The organism is Shewanella sp. 492, from assembly GCF_059338445.1.
Genome location: NZ_CM181702.1, coordinates 1,454,044 through 1,470,532, shown reverse-complemented (window position 1 = coordinate 1,470,532; position 16,489 = coordinate 1,454,044). Strand labels below are relative to the sequence as shown.

The window sequence follows — 16,489 nt, the reverse complement described above, 5'->3', positions numbered from 1 at the left end:
TCATATATAATTTGGTACGTTTATCGCGTTTGGGGCATCTCAAAGCTGACTGACTAATAGGTATCGACTTTGCTTTGCCGAAATACACTGCAACTGACTTATCTCGATTGCTTGATTTGTAGTCTAGTCTTTTTTTCTTTACAATTTCACAATAGAAATTTCACAATGTGAATTTTACAAAATGAAAAACAATACAAGCTTAATGAGAAAGTCGCATTTTTTGGGAACCAAAATCCGTAACCTCAGAAAACGTAACAACCTCACCATGGAAGATTTGTCGGCCCGCTGTATCCGTGTGGATACCGATTCGGCGCCCTCGGTCTCTTATCTATCTATGATAGAGCGAGGTAAACGTGTGCCCAGCGCTGGCATGCTAGCTGTTATAGCGGCGGTGTTTCAAAAAGAGGTCGACTGGTTTCTTGACGATGCGCCAGAGCAACAAGCCATCACTCCAGTTAAAGGTTCTCGCGGCGGCATAAGTGGCATGGCGCTAGAGCCAAGCTTTTTGTTTTCTAGTGAAATTTTACAAATTGCCATCCCTGAAATGTTGTCACAAACTGGCATCAGCGGCCGCCAATTTGCGCACTTATTAATACGTGCGCATCAAGAGCATCATCAAAATCATTTTCCTGATCTTGAGCGCGCCGCTGAAGAAGTGGGCTTAAAACGCATGCCGCTCAGCCTAGATGATCTGCTGGAAATTGTCGCCAAGTTAGGATTAACAGTGAAATGGTTTACCCGCGCCCCTAAACAAATCCGTCTTGAAGCAGGTGCTAGCGAGCAGCACATCATCACCTCTTATTTTGAAATGCCCAATAAGCTGTGCCTCAACAAATTACTCAACAACCACACGAATCGGCTCAAATACGATTTAGCCGTCCACATAGGACATTGCGTGTTACACAACAAAGATGGCTTAAAAAGTATTATGGTCGCGGGTCGAAGCCACGGTACTAGCCTAAGTGAAGACAGCTTTACAGCGCCGCAATCCTCCACTGTCGATGCGCAAGATATTTTGCATGCTTGGCGTGATTTTGAGTCGAGCTTTTTTGCTGGCGCCCTGCTGTGTCCCAAGGTTCCCTTTAGACAACTGCTCGACAGGCATGGTTATGAAATTGATGTTGCTAAACGCGTTGGCGTGTCAGCCTCGGTGGCGATGCGCCGCATGACGGCCGTGTCACCTTATAGCCATTGGCACTATTTTGATGCCTACTCACCAGGCAAACTTAAAGCCGTTTATCGGGGTAATGGCATTCCGCTGCCTTGGGGCAATATGCGCCAAGTTGAAGATCCCTGCCAGCACTGGGCGGTATTTAGAATGATCAATGCCTCTTCGACGGGGTCTTCGGCACAGATCTCGATTTTAGATGTGGCTCAAGAGCCAAAAATTTACTGCTGTGAATCGATTAGGGTTAACGATCTGGCTGGCACGCCCCATGTGCTATGCGCCGGTATTGACCTCAACCCCGCCATCGAAGCTCAGGGCGGCGATGCACAAGCTATCGCCCATGAGCTGAAACAGGTCTGTGTCGATAACGGCGGCTCAGCTCACCTGCCCACCAGCATTAAAACGGATATTAAGCGCGTGGCGAGAATACTTAATATCAATTGGATTGAGCGCGGCATAGACAACGAAGCCAGATTGATCTGTTCGCGGGGCTCAACCTGCCCACGTAAACCTAGCTGTTACGCCAGCGGCACTTGCGGCGGATAGATAATCCTATCAGCGCCATCATAAGGTAAAAGGCCACAGGGGAACCCGTGGCCTTTTGCTTATCCCTACCTCAACGGTTAGATGTCATAACTATTGGCTATAACTTTACTAACGTACGTGGCTTGTGGCTCCAATTAAGGTGATATTTTTCCCCTGCTGGAGTATCAATTCGCTCAAAACTGTGGGCACCGAAGAAGTCACGCTGACCTTGTAATAGGTTTGCAGGCAAGGTGTCGCAGCGAGAACTGTCATAATATGCCAATGCCGAGCCGATACAGGGTACAGGCACACCGCTTAACACGGCTTGGGACACCGCCCTGCGCCAATCGAACTGCTTGGTTGACAATGCTGCACTAAAGCTCTCGGCCATCAACAAGTTGCTCAGTTCCACCCCTTGTGTCTGCGCCGCTTGATAAGCCTCACTGATCGACTGTAAAAACTTGGCACGAATAATACAGCCCGCGCGCCATATCTTCGCAATTTCAGCAAAGTCCAATAGCCAACCTCTCTCGGTAGCCATCATCGCCATCAACTGAAACCCTTGGGCATAACAAGCAATCTTGGCGCAATATAAGGCGTTTTCTAACTGTTCGATAAACGTCGAACGCTCACTGCCGGTAAGCGCCGCCTTGCTTGGCCCCGCTAGACACTGGCTTAATTGTTGACGCTGTGTTTTTTGAGTGCTCATTGCGCGGGCATAAACGGCTTCTGCAATAGTTGGCGCGGGAGTCCCCAGCTGTAAACTGCTTACCGCGGTCCACAAGCCGGTGCCCTTTTGTCCCGCTTTATCGAGGATCATCTCCACTAATGGCTTGTCTGTTAAAGGATCGACCTGAGCCAGCACCTCGGCACTTATCTCCATCAAATAGCTATTGAGACTGCCTTGGTTCCAACGCGAAAAGACCTCACTCACCTCTAAGGCACTCATGCCACAGGTATCTGACAGCAACTGATAAGCTTCACAAATCAGCTGCATATCGGCATATTCGATACCGTTATGTACCATTTTGACATAATGCCCTGCGCCAGCAGGGCCAATATAGGTGGTACAGGGCTCGCCCTCTGTCACCGGGTTACCTGGCTCTTGTCGCTCTATCGGTAAGCCCGTTGCCGCATCCACTTTAGCGGCTATCGCTTGCCAAATCGGTTTAATATGCTCCCAGGCATTGATATCACCGCTGGGCATCAATGATGGACCAAAACGTGCGCCCATTTCACCACCCGATACAGCGCAGCTAAAAAAGATAAATTGACCCCCATAATGGGCTTCACGGGCGACGGTATCGGTCCATAGGCTGTTACCGGTATCAATGACAATATCATCGGCTTCAATGCCCGCATCAATCAGGGCACCGCAGACGCCATCGACAGGCTCCCCGGCAGGTACAGATAACACCACAATACGGGGTTTAGTGAGATTGGATAACATTTCAGAAAGATTATTACAGCCTTTAATACGCTGAGGCTGGCCGGCTAAGCGCTCTTGTTGTTCTTGTGCCAGTAAGCCATTAACTTTGTCATTATCTAGATCGAACGCAGCCACACGATAGTGGTTGTCGGCAATATTAAGTGCGAGGTTTTTTCCCATCACACCTAAGCCTATCATGCCAATATCGAGCAGTTCTGAATGATTTTGCATTACATGTGTCCCACAAAAAAAGCGATGAAAGAGGCCTGCCAATGATGGTGTTCACGCGATTTAAATCACATCTCAGGCCAAAAAGAGGAAAACACTAACAAGCCGATTGCTCATATTAAGCAAGCAATAAATTGATAATGATTATACAAAAATGAGTAACTTAATGACTAGGTATTATCCAATATCACTGGCCGCTGAAGAAAACACTGTATTTCAGTAAATCGCCAGCGTGCCCGTTACTGATTGAGCTCCGCCGTCAATGTGAGGCACAGATCGCGCATTTCATCGAGCTTGGCACCTGAAATGCTCACCTTATCCAATAATTGCTGCGTTAACGCCAAGGCAGCTTGTTTCAACGCCGCGCCCGCTAATGTCACATTAATCACTTTTTTACGCTCGTCGCGACTGTCGATCGTCCGCGCCACCAATCCCTTACCTTCCAGACGCTTAACTATGGGGGTCAAGGTGCCTAAATCGAGACGTGTCGATTGTGAAAGATCGGTCAAACTGGCGCCATCGTGTAACCACAATGCTTGCATTACTAGGTATTGAGGATAAGTTAAATCACACTGTTCTAGCAGTGGGCGATAGGCCCGCACTAGGGCGTTCGCGGCAGTATATAAGGCAAAACAGACATTATCTGACAATGCAGGTTTCACTGTTGAGGTCGTTGCCATCGCAGTGTTTTCAGCAGCGCTAGGGGATAGGTTATCTGATGTGCTTGTCACTGATTTGCTCGCCACTGGGTTGCCCTTAAACTCGTTATTCACTGAAAAAGTAATTATAAAAATGGAGGATCAAAATGCGCCAGAAAAACTCAACCCATTCATGTTAGGTATTCAATACCCATAAAACGGTATAAATGCATGCCTACAATAGCAAACCTTATATAGGTTTCTGTTAACACCGACATTTAGTTTGCGCGCAAAGCATTTGCATTACTCAGGCTTTGAGAGTAGAGTTTACCACAATTAGTTAGCGCACAAAGCAAAATGAGGATTTTCATGCAAGCACAACACATTTTACTCCAATCTCGCCCAGAGGGTATGCCAACGGCAGCCAATTTCGCCTTAACTCAAGTCACCCTACCTGAGTTACAGCAAGGTCAATTTTTAGTCAAAAACCTGTGGATGTCAGTTGACCCATACATGCGCGGCCGCATGATTGACAGAGAAAGTTATATCGCACCGTTCGCCTTAGGCGAAGTGCTTGAAGGTGGTGCCATCGGCGAAGTCATAGCATCAAAGCACGCCGACTTCCCTGTTGGCAGCAAAGTAAGCAGTATGAATGGTTGGCGTACTCACTATGTCACCGACGGCAGCGACCACACGATTTTACCTACAACCCCTTTATGTGAGTCTCACTTTCTTGGCGTGTTAGGCATGCCAGGCATGACAGCATGGACAGGTTTAAACCGTATCGCCGAGCTCAAAGCAGGTGAAACCCTGTTTGTATCGGCCGCTTCTGGCGCTGTGGGTAGCGTGGCTTGTCAACTCGGTTTGTTAATGGGGGCCAAAGTGATCGCCTCGGTCGGCTCTGACGAAAAAGTCGCGAGCCTCAAAGCCATGGGCGTTGAGCAGGTGATTAATTACAAAACCACAACGGACTTAAGCGCCGCACTGCGCGCCGCTGCGCCTCAAGGTGTCGATGTGTATTTTGAAAATGTCGGTGGTGAGCACTTAGCCGCCGCGCTGGATAATATGAACGATCATGGCCGTATCGCCGTGTGCGGCATGATTGCCCAGTACAATGATACCGCGCCAACACCTGGGCCGAATAACCTTGCTTATATTATTATGAAAAAGCTAAAAATTCAGGGCTTTATCGTATTTGAGCACTGGGAACATTATCCAGAGTTTACCCAGCAGATGGGTCAATGGTTAGCTAATGGCCAAGTGAAAGCCGAGCAAACTATCTATGAAGGTATCGAGCAAGCCCCTGCGGCATTTATCGGCCTGTTCGAAGGTAAAAACCGCGGTAAGATGGTGGTTAAACTCGCTTAAACGGCTGAATAAAAAGTCGTAAACTAACAAGCCGACTAGTTAAAAGTCGGCTTTTTGAGTTTTGGTTATCAGACAACAAAGCCTAAAACAGGCTTTAATCTACCAGCTGTCAGGGATTATTTTACCTTTAATAATCCGACAAAGACGCATAACCCGCCGCCCACCATACCTGCCCACGCTTCTAGTGGGGTATCGCCGCTGAACGCTCGGCTGATCTGCGAGCTTGCCGAATCATAAATGTTATAACCCCACACTGCCAACGCGACGCCAACAAGAATAAGCGCAATACCAATGACTTTATTGATCATCATGAATCTGTATCCTTTATTTTCAACCTTCGATATTGGCGACAACACATAAAAACTGACTCGCGTGTAAAGACAGTTAACTCGACGCAATGTGTTGACCCCAACGGACAAGCAGTAGACTGCCGCCAACAAATACCATGTTAAAACAAGCCCTAACCATCCAATGATAACTGGCGTATGACAATTTAAACTGCTTAGACACTATCACCATAATCCCCATCAATGTAAACCATGGGGTAAAAAAGAAAATCAACTGCCACGTGACCAACATAACGGCTACATCATGCAGTGTACCACTGACGCTAAACGTCACAACCGAAGCCAATCCTTTGGGGATAAATTGGCTTAAAGGCTTCATCACGTATCGAGATAAGTAATAGCCCCATATCGGATTCCAATAGTGCCAAAAGAGATGAAAGCCGCCTGCCCCCAATGAACGTTGCAACATATTGCGCATCAAACCTGACGCGCCAAGTGGTACCCGTGGCGCTTTTTGACATACGCAGATAAAGATATCGATTTACACACTGGGCTTGTGTCGCCAACTACTGAAGGGCTAGGGCTAAAAAGGAAAAGGGCCAGATGGCCCTTTTCATACAAGCTTAATCACCAGCCTTATACATGGGCATCGGCATAGCCCATCCGGGTTAATACATTACGAACTAGCTCTAATGTATAAGGATCTTCAATGGTCGCTGGCATATTAAAGGTCTGATTATCGGCAATTTTACGCATAGTACCGCGTAAAATCTTGCCCGAGCGTGTCTTAGGTAATTTAGGCACGGCACTGACTAACCTAAACGCGGCCACAGGGCCAATCTGCTCGCGCACAAGGGCTGTCAGCTCTTTATGCAGTTGCTCATCACTTAAGGTGCAGCCTTTTTTAAGTACCACTAACCCCAGCGGCACCTGCCCTTTAAGCTTATCGTCAACGCCGATAACCGCCGCTTCAGCCACGGCTTCGTGTTGACACAATACCTCTTCAAAACGGCCGGTCGATAAACGGTGCCCGGCAACATTAATGATGTCGTCGATACGACTCATAATGTATAAGTATCCCTCTTCATCCATATAACCCGCATCGCCAGTAAGATAGAAACCAGGGTACATGGACAAGTAACTTTCCTTATATCGCGCCTCATTTTGCCAAAGGGTCGCCAAGGTGCCTGGTGGTAGTGGCAGTTTGATCACCACATTGCCAGTTTGATTAGCAGCAACGCGCTCGCCCATCTCGTCAACCACTTGCACATCATAACCCGGTACCGCTAATGCAGGGGAGCCCGCCTTAACCGGCACAGGCGCAGTGCCCATCATGTTGGCGGCCACTGGCCAGCCCGTCTCGGTTTGCCACCAATGATCGATAACGGGTTTGTTCAGCTTCTGCTCAGCCCAATGTAAAGTATCGGGATCGCAGCGTTCACCAGCTAAAAACACCGTCTGTAGACAACTTAAATCAACATCTTTTAAGAAGTCACCATCAGGATCGTCGCGCTTAATGGCACGAATGGCGGTCGGTGCAGTAAAGAAGCTCTTCACCTGATATTTAGCAATGGTACGCCAGAAAATCCCCGGATCTGGGGTGCCCACTGGCTTGCCTTCAAATAATAGCGTTGTCGCCCCCACCAGCAATGGACCATACACTATGTAGGAGTGCCCCACCACCCAACCGACATCCGATGCCGCCCAAAACACATCACCAGCATGTATGTCATAAATATTTTTCATCGACCACGCGAGCGCCACAGCATGGCCGCCGTTGTCGCGTACTACGCCTTTAGGCTGACCTGTGGTTCCAGAGGTATAAAGCACATATAAAGGATCGGTCGCCTCCACTGGTTGACAATCGATATTGGGCGCATCCACCATGGCCGATTGCCAATCCACATCGCGGCCATCAACTAAATCAGCATGCAATTGATGGCGGTTGAGAATAAGGCATTGCTCCACATGATGGGTCGCTTGAGCCAGTGCGTCGTCAAGTAACGGCTTATACGCCACCACACCAGAGGGCTCGATACCACACGATGCCGATAAGATCATTTTCGGCTTGGCATCATTAATACGCGTCGCCAGCTCATTGGCGGCAAAACCACCAAACACCACCGAATGGATGGCACCGAGTCGTGCACAAGCCAACATGGCATAGGCGGTTTCGGGGATCATCGGCATATAGATGATCACTCTATCGCCCTTAGTCACACCTTGGTTTGCCATGTAACCTGCAAGGCGACTCACTTGAGCTTGCAGCTCATTGTACGTAACGCCATATTCGGTATCGGTGATCGGGCTGACATATTGAATCGCCACCTGCTCACCACGCCCTGCCTCTACATGGCGGTCAACGGCGTTGTAACAGGTATTGATTTCGCCACCACTGAACCAGCGATACATGGGTGCATTTACGTCATCGAGTACGGTGTCGAATGGTTTAACCCAATTGATTGCTTGGGCGGCATCGGCCCAAAACTCATTTGGGTTTTCAATAGATTGTTGATGTAATTGGTTATGTAACGCCTTCATTTGCCTCTCTCCGAATGACATGGGTAGCGCCCATATCGGTTACTGATCACTCCGTTTTGCCCCCTAAAGCGACGAGGGCCAGTAAAAGCATTATGAGACACGGCGCGCCTTTGCCCATTAGACCTTTGCATAATGGCCACTCAATTAACAAGCTAAATGATTGTTAATATTTAACTTATTAGTATAGGCATGCGTACTTCGTACATTTTACCGCCTAAAATCTTTACCTTTACGTAAACTTCATATATCGTTCTAGCAATGTTAATTGTTATGGTATTTTTTTGATGAGCGACAAACACACCACCCAGATGACTTATTCCATTAGCGATCTGTCAAAAGAGTTCGATATAACCACCCGTAGTATCCGTTTTTATGAAGATCAGGGGCTGCTAAAACCTAAGCGTCGTGGGCAAACCCGCATCTATGGTCTCAAGGACAGAGTACGCCTAAAACTGATTTTACGCGGTAAGCGACTTGGCTTTTCTCTAGCCGAAACCCGCCGTTTATTTGAGCTTTATGACGCCGACAAAAACAGCAGCACCCAGCTACACACCATGCTCGATCTTGTCGAAGAGAAAAAGACCGCTCTTCAGCAGCAGATGGACGACATCAAGGTGGTATTGATGGAGCTCAATTCTGCCGAGCAGCAATGCCGCGCGGCACTTGAACTACAACAACAGTAATCCTGGATACATAACCATACAGAATTAACACAAGCAGTTGATAAGCCATAAAGTATTACAAAAAACAACACTAACATACTAAAATAATTATAAAAAAATCAGACCTGTAGGATATAACAATGACTCAACTCTACTCCTCTCTTAATTTTGGTCTCGGTGAAGATGTCGATATGCTGCGTGATGCAGTGCAGAGTTTCGCCGCCAATGAAATTGCTCCTATCGCCGCTAAAGTCGATCAGGAAAACGCCTTCCCTAACGAGCTCTGGCCCGTGCTGGGTGACATGGGCTTGTTAGGCGTCACTGTGCCTGAAGAATACGGCGGCGCCGACATGGGTTATCTCGCCCACGTAGTGGCGATGGAAGAGATTTCGCGTGCATCGGCGTCTATTGGCCTTAGCTATGGCGCGCACTCTAACCTGTGTGTTAACCAAATTAATCGCAACGGCAACGCCGAGCAGAAGGCTAAGTATCTGCCGAAACTGGTGAGCGGCGAGCATATTGGTGCCTTGGCCATGAGTGAACCTAATGCTGGTTCTGATGTGGTTTCAATGAAACTGCACGCACGCAAAGAGGGTGACCGCTATATCCTCAACGGCAACAAGATGTGGATCACCAATGGGCCCGACGCCCACACCTATGTGATCTACGCTAAAACTGACCTAGATAAAGGCCCCCACGGGATCACCGCATTTATCGTCGAGCGCGGTTCCAAAGGCTTTAGCCAGGCACAGAAGCTGGACAAACTGGGCATGCGCGGTTCAAACACCTGTGAATTGGTCTTTGAAGATTGTGAAGTCCCAGAAGAAAACATCTTAGGCGGACTCAACAACGGCGTAAAAGTTCTGATGAGCGGCCTAGACTACGAGCGCGTGGTCTTGTCTGGTGGCCCACTTGGGATCATGACAGCCTGTATGGATATCGTGGTGCCATACATCCACGAGCGTGAGCAGTTTGGTAAATCTATCGGCCAGTTCCAGCTAGTTCAGGGCAAGTTGGCCGACATGTATACCGGCATGAACGCGGCAAAATCTTATATCTATAACGTCGCTAAATCTTGCGACCGTGGTGAGACGACTCGCAAAGACGCCGCAGGCGCGATTCTCTACTCTGCCGAACTCGCTACCAAAATGGCACTCGATGCGATTCAACTGCTCGGCGGTAACGGCTATGTCAACGAATATGCTGCGGGTCGCCTACTGCGTGATGCTAAGTTGTATGAAATTGGCGCTGGCACCTCAGAAATTCGCCGCATGCTAATTGGCCGCGAGCTATTTAACGAATCTAAATAGTTAATCGCTTATTGATGGCCGAGAGATCGCTCGGCCTTTGATGAGTGCCAACGCCTCATCAGACACCATCACAGTTTACAAAAGGAACATTGACGTGACGCAACTGAGTAGTCGAATCAATCCTCGCAGCGATGAGTTCAAAACCAAACATCAACAGATGGCCAGTGTCGTGGCCGATCTCAAGCTCAAACTCGCTGAAATTGAACAAGGTGGCGGCGCCGTCGCTATGGAACGTCATCTTGCTCGCGGCAAATTGTCGCCTCGCCAGCGCGTCGAGAAGCTACTCGACTCTGGCTCGCCGTTTTTAGAGATATCCCAATTTGCCGCCTATGAGGTGTATGACGAAGTGGTGCCCGCAGCAGGGATCATCGCCGGTATAGGCAGAGTCAGTGGCGTCGAGTGTATGGTGATCGCCAACGATGCCACGGTTAAAGGCGGCACCTACTATCCGCTGACCGTCAAAAAGCATCTGCGCGCGCAAGATATTGCTAAGCGTTGCCACCTGCCCTGTATCTACTTAGTCGATTCGGGTGGCGCTAACCTGCCACGTCAAGATGAGGTGTTCCCCGATCGCGATCATTTTGGGCGTATCTTCTATAACCAAGCACAGATGTCAGCATTAGGCATTCCTCAAATTGCGGTGGTCATGGGCTTGTGCACCGCAGGTGGCGCTTACGTGCCAGCCATGGCCGATGAGTCCATTATCGTTAAAGAGCAAGGCACTATCTTCTTGGCTGGCCCACCATTAGTTAAGGCGGCAACCGGTGAAGAGGTGTCGGCAGAAGAGCTTGGCGGCGCCGAAGTACACACCAAAATATCTGGCGTTGCCGATCACTTGGCCCAAAACGATGAGCACGCCCTCGAACTTGCCCGTAAAGCCATGACACGTCTCAATCACAACAAACAGATTGAAAGCTTATTAAGCCCAGCCAAACCACCTAAATTTGATATTAATGAGCTCTACGGCATTGTCGGCACAGATCTGAAGAAGCCATTCGATGTCAAAGAGGTGATCGCCCGTATCGTCGATGACTCAGATTTCGATGAGTTCAAGGCTAACTATGGCGCGACACTCGTGTGCGGTTTTGCCCGTATTCATGGCTATCCCGTGGGTATTGTGGCCAACAACGGCATCTTATTCTCTGAGTCGGCGCAAAAAGGCGCTCACTTTATTGAGCTCTGTTGCCAGCGCAAAATACCGCTGCTGTTCTTGCAAAATATCACCGGCTTTATGGTGGGTAAAAAGTACGAGCATGAAGGCATCGCCAAACACGGCGCCAAGATGGTCACTGCGGTCTCTTGTGCCAACGTGCCTAAATTTACCGTGATTATTGGCGGCAGCTACGGCGCGGGTAACTACGGTATGTGCGGTCGAGCCTTTGAACCCACCATGATGTGGATGTGGCCAAATGCGCGCATCTCTGTGATGGGCGGTGAACAAGCGGCTGGCGTATTGGCCACGGTTCGTCGTGATGGACTCGCTCGTAAAGGAGTTGAGTGGTCAAACGAGGATGAAGCGGCGTTTCGCGCGCCAATCGTCAAGCAATATGACCAAGAGGGTCACCCTTACCATGCCAGTGCTCGCCTCTGGGATGATGGCATTATCGATCCTGCGCAAACACGCGATGTTGTCGGCTTAGCCTTGTCAGCCGCCTTAAATGCCCCGGTTCAAGAAACCAAGTTTGGTGTGTTCCGCATGTAAGCGGCCATTAACTTCGATTTCTTAACTTAGGCAAAGGATGCAAACATGACCGACAAGACAACACTAGACACTCAATTTCAATACCTCAGCTGCGCCCTAAACGATGGCGTCGGCGAGATGGTGCTTAACCGCGCCGACAAACATAACGCCTTCGATGAGGTGATGATTAGCGAGATGATCGCAGCACTGGATAGTTTTGCTCGCAATGACGATTGCCAAGTCTTAGTGCTCAAGGCCAATGGCAAAAACTTTAGCGCTGGCGCCGATCTTAACTGGATGCGCAAACAAGCCATGATGGATTTTGAGCAAAACTTGGCCGATGCCAATGAGCTCGCCACCTTGATGCATACATTGGATAAGTTCCCTAAACCGACTATTGCGCTGGTACAAGGAGCTGCCTTTGGTGGCGCACTAGGCCTTATCTGCGCAAGCGATATCGCGATCGCCAACGAGCGCGCCAGCTTTTGCCTAAGCGAAGTCAAGCTTGGATTAATTCCCGCAGTGATCAGCCCTTACGTGGTACGCGCCATGGGGCAACGCGCCTCACGCCGCTACATGCTCACCGCCGAGCGTTTTAATGCAGAAACAGCGTTAAAGCTCAATGTTATCCATGAGATAGCTGATGATCTCGACGCTGCAGAAGCACCCATTATCGCCGCCCTGTTAAGCAATAGCCCACAAGGTATGGCATGGGTAAAAACCTTGTTGTCACGCTTAGAAGATGGCGTTATCGATGACGATACATTGAGCTACACCAGTGAGCGCATCGCCCGTATTCGTGTATCAGACGAAGGTCAAGAGGGGCTAAATGCCTTTTTCGATAAACGTAGCCCAGATTGGAAAGCGATATGAACACCACAATGAATAATGACCCTATTGCCAAGCCAAGCGCGGGAGTTCGCTAACATGTTTACTAAACTACTGATTGCCAACCGCGGCGAAATTGCTTGTCGCATTATCAAGACCGCCAATGCCATGGGGGTAAAAACTGTCGCCCTCTATTCCGATGCCGATAAAGACGCGCGTCATGTGGCGATGGCCGATGAGTCTTTCTACTTAGGCGGTAGCGCACCGAGTGAGTCATACCTAAAAGGCGATCTGATCCTAGAGATCGCAAAGCGCAGCGGCGCTCAGGCCGTTCATCCGGGTTATGGCTTTCTATCTGAAAATGCCTACTTTGCACGCCAGTGTGAACAAGCTGGCATCGCCTTCATTGGCCCAGGCGCCGACGCCATCGATGCCATGGGCAGCAAAAGTGCGGCTAAGATCATCATGGAAAAAGCCAATGTGCCATTAGTACCGGGCTACCACGGTGACGACCAAAGTGATGCAACCTTACTTCAAGCCTCGAAAGAGATAGGCTTTCCGCAACTGATCAAAGCGGCCTATGGCGGCGGTGGTAAAGGGATGCGAATCGTCGAGTCTGAAAAGGAAGCGCTGGGCGCGATTAACTCAGCCCGCCGTGAAGCGGCATCTTCGTTTGGTAACGATAAATTATTGATTGAGCGCTACTTAAGACAGCCTCGTCATGTCGAAGTGCAAGTGTTTGCCGACACTCAAGGCAACTGTATCTACCTCTCCGACCGTGACTGCTCCATTCAACGTCGCCACCAAAAAGTGGTCGAGGAGGCTCCAGCACCGGGTTTAACGGACAGCCTTCGTCGTGCCATGGGTGAAGCAGCCGTTGCTGCCGCTAAAGCGATTGATTATGTCGGCGCCGGTACGGTCGAGTTTCTACTCGACACCCATGCTACCGACGAGGCAAGTAGCTTCTATTTTATGGAGATGAATACCCGCTTGCAGGTTGAGCATCCCGTCACCGAGATGGTTACAGGCCAAGACTTAGTCAAATGGCAGCTAATGGTGGCCAGTGGCAGTGAGTTACCACTGAAGCAAGATGAAGTGCGTATTCACGGTCACTCGTTTGAAGCGCGTATTTACGCCGAAGATCCGCAAAATGCGTTTTTACCTGCTAGCGGTAAGCTGAACTTCTTGCGCGAGCCCGAGCAAAGCCGCTATGTGCGTATCGACTCAGGCATTCGTGAAAACGATGTGATCAGTAACTTTTACGACCCCATGATCGCGAAATTAATTGTATGGGACGAGTCTCGTCCACGGGCACTGCAACGCTTAGTGCACGCACTTGAGTCTTATCAAATTAGCGGTCTGAAACATAATATCGAGTTCTTAGCGAATATCACCGAACATCAAGCCTTTAGTGATGCCAACTTTAGCACCGATTTTATAGAGCGTTACGGTGACACCTTAATTGGTACTAACTTAGATGCTGAGAGCAGCAAAGAGCAAAATAGCGCCCTCGCCTTTGCTGCCCTATACCACCTTTGTGCCCAAAAAGAGCTGGCAAAACTCACCGCCACCAATAGCAATGATCCCTACTCTCCTTGGGGCCAAGTGAGTGGTTTTAGGCTTAACCGCAGCGGTGTTCACCAGCTCACCCTGCTGGACGACCAACATCAAATACAGCACTTAACCCTCAGCCAAGTGGGTGATAGTTATTATCTCAATTTTAACGATCAAACACTGACGCTCAGCGGTGAGCTTAAACAAGATCTGCTGCACGCGGAGATTAATGGTCATAAGAGCAAGATCCCTGTGAGCCGAGAAGGTGATGATTTTACGCTGTTTTTACCCTCTGGCAGCTATCATTACCGCGCGATTCAAACTGAAATTGTTGAAGACCAAGGTAGCATCGAAGATAAACTTAAAGCCCCCATGAATGGCACTATCGTGACCCATCTTGTTGCAGTAGGCGATAAGGTTGAACAAGGCCAAGGCTTAATGGTGGTGGAAGCGATGAAGATGGAATACACCATAGAAGCACCGTTTAATGGCACAGTTACCGCCTTCTTCTTTGAGCCTGGCGAGCTGGTCAGCGATGGCGCAGTGCTTGCCGATGTCAGCGCTAGTGAGGAGGCTTAATCATGTCCACTAGCCTTGGCAGATACCCAAGTAAGGTAAGCCTTTTTGAGGTTGGCGCCCGCGATGGCCTGCAAAACGAGCAAGCAGTCACTACGGCTGACAAGCTTATCCTTATCGACCAGTTAGCCGTGGCTGGGCTAAAACGCATCGAGGCGGGCAGCTTTGTATCACCGAAATGGGTGCCGCAAATGGCCGATTCAGCGGATATTTTTAAGCAGCTCAATAAACGCAGTGGCGTAGTCTACAGCGCGCTTACACCCAATTTAAAAGGGCTGGAACTTGCGCTTGACGCTGGCGCAGACGAAGTGGCCATCTTTGGCGCCGCTTCACAGAGCTTCAGCCAGCGTAATATCAACTGTTCAATTGAAGAGTCTATCGAGCGTTTTATCCCAGTGATAGAGGCTGCTAAAGCCAAAAACATCGCCGTACGCGGCTATGTATCTTGTGTTCTAGGCTGTCCCTATGAAGGTGATATTGCCGTAAGTGAAGTCGCGAGAGTGGCAGAACTTCTTTACAAAATGGGCTGCTATGAGATCTCACTCGGCGACACTATCGGTGTTGGCACGCCAGTTAACGCCCGTAAAATGGTGGAGGCGGTAGCGCAGAAAGTCCCCATAGATAAACTGGCGCTGCATTTTCATGATACTTATGGCCAAGCACTGGCTAATATTCTCGCCTGTTTAGAAACGGGCGTAAGCGTTATCGACAGCTCGGTCGCAGGTCTGGGGGGATGCCCTTATGCCAAAGGCGCATCGGGTAACTTGGCGACAGAAGATCTGGTTTACATGCTGCACGGTTTAGGCATAGAAACAGGCGTTGATTTACCAAGCTTAATAGAGGCGGGCAATACGATTAGCCGAGCGCTGGGCAGAACCAGTGGCGCAAAAGTAGCCCTCGCGCTGACCGAATAACTTAAGGCGCGACTAGAAGAAAAGATGCTCGGCGCCTAGCCTAGCACCTCTCACAGGAGATAATAATAATGGCAGGACTCAATAAGCTGGTTAGCAGCTACGAAGCAGCATTACACGGCCTTGAAGACAACATGACCGTCATGGTCGGTGGATTTGGATTGTGTGGTATTCCTGAAGGACTCATTGCTCAAATGGTTAAAATGGGCACGACTGGACTCACTGCGATTTCAAACAACGCTGGCGTCGATGACTTTGGTTTAGGCTTGCTACTCAAGAGCCGTCAGATCAGCACCATGATCGCCTCTTATGTGGGTGAAAACGCCACTTTTGAGCAGCAGATGCTCTCTGGCGAACTCAATGTTATCTTGACGCCTCAAGGTACATTAGCGGAAAAAATCCGCGCGGGCGGCGCAGGTATCCCCGCATTCTTTACCGCCACAGGTTATGGTACCCCCGTCGCTGAAGGCAAAGAAACACGCGAAATCGATGGCCGTCACTATGTACTAGAGCCAGCACTGAAAGCTGATTTTGCCTTAGTCCGCGCCTGGAAAGCCGATACCATGGGTAACTTGGTGTTCCGTAAAACCGCCGCTAACTTCAACCCTATGATGGCCACCGCAGGTAAGATTACCGTAGTAGAAGCCGAGCATATCGTTGAGCCGGGGGAACTCGACCCAGATCATATCCATACCCCAGGTATCTATGTCGATCGCGTGATCCAAGGCACGTTCGAGAAGCGCATCGAGCAACGTACCGTCAAAGCAGCCACTAAATAGGAGG

At 49.4% G+C, this 16,489-nt stretch carries 14 protein-coding genes; 9 read left to right on the top strand and 5 right to left on the bottom strand.

From position 1 onward, the window contains the following. Positions 1-181 precede the first annotated feature (181 nt). On the top strand, positions 182-1,714 hold the full coding sequence (locus tag AC5YBX_RS06665) for a DUF3612 domain-containing protein (RefSeq protein WP_494524636.1): 1,533 nt from the start codon (positions 182-184) through the stop codon (positions 1,712-1,714). A gap of 97 nt (positions 1,715-1,811) precedes the next feature. Here the strand turns inward: AC5YBX_RS06665 and gnd are convergent, their stop codons facing one another. Continuing rightward, complete coding sequence (gene gnd / locus AC5YBX_RS06660; RefSeq protein ID WP_494519500.1) at positions 1,812-3,353, bottom strand: NADP-dependent phosphogluconate dehydrogenase; 1,542 nt, start codon at positions 3,351-3,353, stop codon at positions 1,812-1,814. Between the two features lie 236 nt (positions 3,354-3,589). Continuing rightward, positions 3,590-4,030 (bottom strand): MarR family winged helix-turn-helix transcriptional regulator, encoded by a 441-nt coding sequence (locus tag AC5YBX_RS06655; protein ID WP_475516453.1) that lies wholly within the window; start codon positions 4,028-4,030, stop codon positions 3,590-3,592. A gap of 327 nt (positions 4,031-4,357) precedes the next feature. Between AC5YBX_RS06655 and AC5YBX_RS06650 the strand changes: the two genes are divergently transcribed. Then, positions 4,358-5,356: an NADP-dependent oxidoreductase gene (locus AC5YBX_RS06650; protein WP_494524635.1), complete on the top strand. Its 999-nt coding sequence runs from the start codon at positions 4,358-4,360 to the stop codon at positions 5,354-5,356. 116 nt (positions 5,357-5,472) lie between these two features. On the opposite strand, the gene AC5YBX_RS06645 is transcribed toward AC5YBX_RS06650, so the two are convergent. The 3 genes from AC5YBX_RS06645 to AC5YBX_RS06635 all read right to left on the bottom strand — a co-directional run bounded on the left by AC5YBX_RS06645 (position 5,473) and on the right by AC5YBX_RS06635 (position 8,184). Continuing rightward, complete coding sequence (locus tag AC5YBX_RS06645; protein ID WP_475516953.1) at positions 5,473-5,664, bottom strand: DUF3185 family protein; 192 nt, start codon at positions 5,662-5,664, stop codon at positions 5,473-5,475. Between the two features lie 76 nt (positions 5,665-5,740). Continuing rightward, entirely contained in the window at positions 5,741-6,121 is a 381-nt protein-coding gene (locus AC5YBX_RS06640) for an acyltransferase (protein WP_494519502.1), read from the bottom strand. Between the two features lie 158 nt (positions 6,122-6,279). Continuing rightward, entirely contained in the window at positions 6,280-8,184 is a 1,905-nt protein-coding gene (locus AC5YBX_RS06635) for a propionyl-CoA synthetase (protein ID WP_494519503.1), read from the bottom strand. Positions 8,185-8,468: 284 nt separating this feature from the next. On the opposite strand from AC5YBX_RS06635, the gene AC5YBX_RS06630 reads away from it, so the two are divergent. From AC5YBX_RS06630 to AC5YBX_RS06600, 7 genes are all read left to right on the top strand, one after another. Next, positions 8,469-8,867 carry a MerR family transcriptional regulator gene (locus tag AC5YBX_RS06630; RefSeq protein ID WP_494519504.1) on the top strand — a complete coding sequence of 133 codons (399 nt, stop codon included), beginning with the start codon at positions 8,469-8,471 and terminating at the stop codon, positions 8,865-8,867. A 119-nt stretch (positions 8,868-8,986) separates the two neighbouring features. Next, the gene (locus AC5YBX_RS06625) at positions 8,987-10,156 is read left to right on the top strand and encodes an isovaleryl-CoA dehydrogenase (RefSeq protein WP_494519505.1); all 1,170 of its coding nucleotides are present in this window, start codon (positions 8,987-8,989) and stop codon (positions 10,154-10,156) included. Positions 10,157-10,250: 94 nt separating this feature from the next. Then, positions 10,251-11,858 (top strand): carboxyl transferase domain-containing protein, encoded by a 1,608-nt coding sequence (locus tag AC5YBX_RS06620; RefSeq protein ID WP_494524634.1) that lies wholly within the window; start codon positions 10,251-10,253, stop codon positions 11,856-11,858. Between the two features lie 45 nt (positions 11,859-11,903). Continuing rightward, entirely contained in the window at positions 11,904-12,710 is an 807-nt protein-coding gene (locus AC5YBX_RS06615) for an enoyl-CoA hydratase-related protein (RefSeq protein ID WP_494524633.1), read from the top strand. A 54-nt stretch (positions 12,711-12,764) separates the two neighbouring features. Beyond that, a complete protein-coding gene (locus AC5YBX_RS06610) occupies positions 12,765-14,798 on the top strand; it encodes an acetyl/propionyl/methylcrotonyl-CoA carboxylase subunit alpha (RefSeq protein ID WP_494524632.1) in 2,034 nt (677 codons plus the stop codon). A gap of 2 nt (positions 14,799-14,800) precedes the next feature. After that, positions 14,801-15,709: a hydroxymethylglutaryl-CoA lyase gene (locus AC5YBX_RS06605; protein ID WP_494524631.1), complete on the top strand. Its 909-nt coding sequence runs from the start codon at positions 14,801-14,803 to the stop codon at positions 15,707-15,709. A 68-nt stretch (positions 15,710-15,777) separates the two neighbouring features. Then, entirely contained in the window at positions 15,778-16,485 is a 708-nt protein-coding gene (locus AC5YBX_RS06600; protein ID WP_494519510.1) for a CoA transferase subunit A, read from the top strand. The last annotated feature ends 4 nt before the right edge of the window (positions 16,486-16,489 follow it).

Excerpts from the sequence above, each read along its gene's own strand:
- gnd (WP_494519500.1), bottom strand. The coding sequence starts at position 3,353 with ATGCAAAATCATTCAGAACTGCTCGATATTGGCATGATAGGCTTAGGT.
- AC5YBX_RS06615 (WP_494524633.1), top strand. The coding sequence starts at position 11,904 with ATGACCGACAAGACAACACTAGACACTCAATTTCAATACCTCAGCTGC.
- AC5YBX_RS06610 (WP_494524632.1), top strand. The coding sequence starts at position 12,765 with ATGTTTACTAAACTACTGATTGCCAACCGCGGCGAAATTGCTTGTCGC.
- AC5YBX_RS06635 (WP_494519503.1), bottom strand. The coding sequence starts at position 8,184 with ATGAAGGCGTTACATAACCAATTACATCAACAATCTATTGAAAACCCA.
- AC5YBX_RS06630 (WP_494519504.1), top strand. The coding sequence starts at position 8,469 with ATGAGCGACAAACACACCACCCAGATGACTTATTCCATTAGCGATCTG.
- AC5YBX_RS06640 (WP_494519502.1), bottom strand. The coding sequence starts at position 6,121 with ATGCGCAATATGTTGCAACGTTCATTGGGGGCAGGCGGCTTTCATCTC.
- AC5YBX_RS06665 (WP_494524636.1), top strand. The coding sequence starts at position 182 with ATGAAAAACAATACAAGCTTAATGAGAAAGTCGCATTTTTTGGGAACC.
- AC5YBX_RS06625 (WP_494519505.1), top strand. The coding sequence starts at position 8,987 with ATGACTCAACTCTACTCCTCTCTTAATTTTGGTCTCGGTGAAGATGTC.
- AC5YBX_RS06605 (WP_494524631.1), top strand. The coding sequence starts at position 14,801 with ATGTCCACTAGCCTTGGCAGATACCCAAGTAAGGTAAGCCTTTTTGAG.
- AC5YBX_RS06655 (WP_475516453.1), bottom strand. The coding sequence starts at position 4,030 with ATGGCAACGACCTCAACAGTGAAACCTGCATTGTCAGATAATGTCTGT.
- AC5YBX_RS06645 (WP_475516953.1), bottom strand. The coding sequence starts at position 5,664 with ATGATCAATAAAGTCATTGGTATTGCGCTTATTCTTGTTGGCGTCGCG.
- AC5YBX_RS06600 (WP_494519510.1), top strand. The coding sequence starts at position 15,778 with ATGGCAGGACTCAATAAGCTGGTTAGCAGCTACGAAGCAGCATTACAC.
- AC5YBX_RS06650 (WP_494524635.1), top strand. The coding sequence starts at position 4,358 with ATGCAAGCACAACACATTTTACTCCAATCTCGCCCAGAGGGTATGCCA.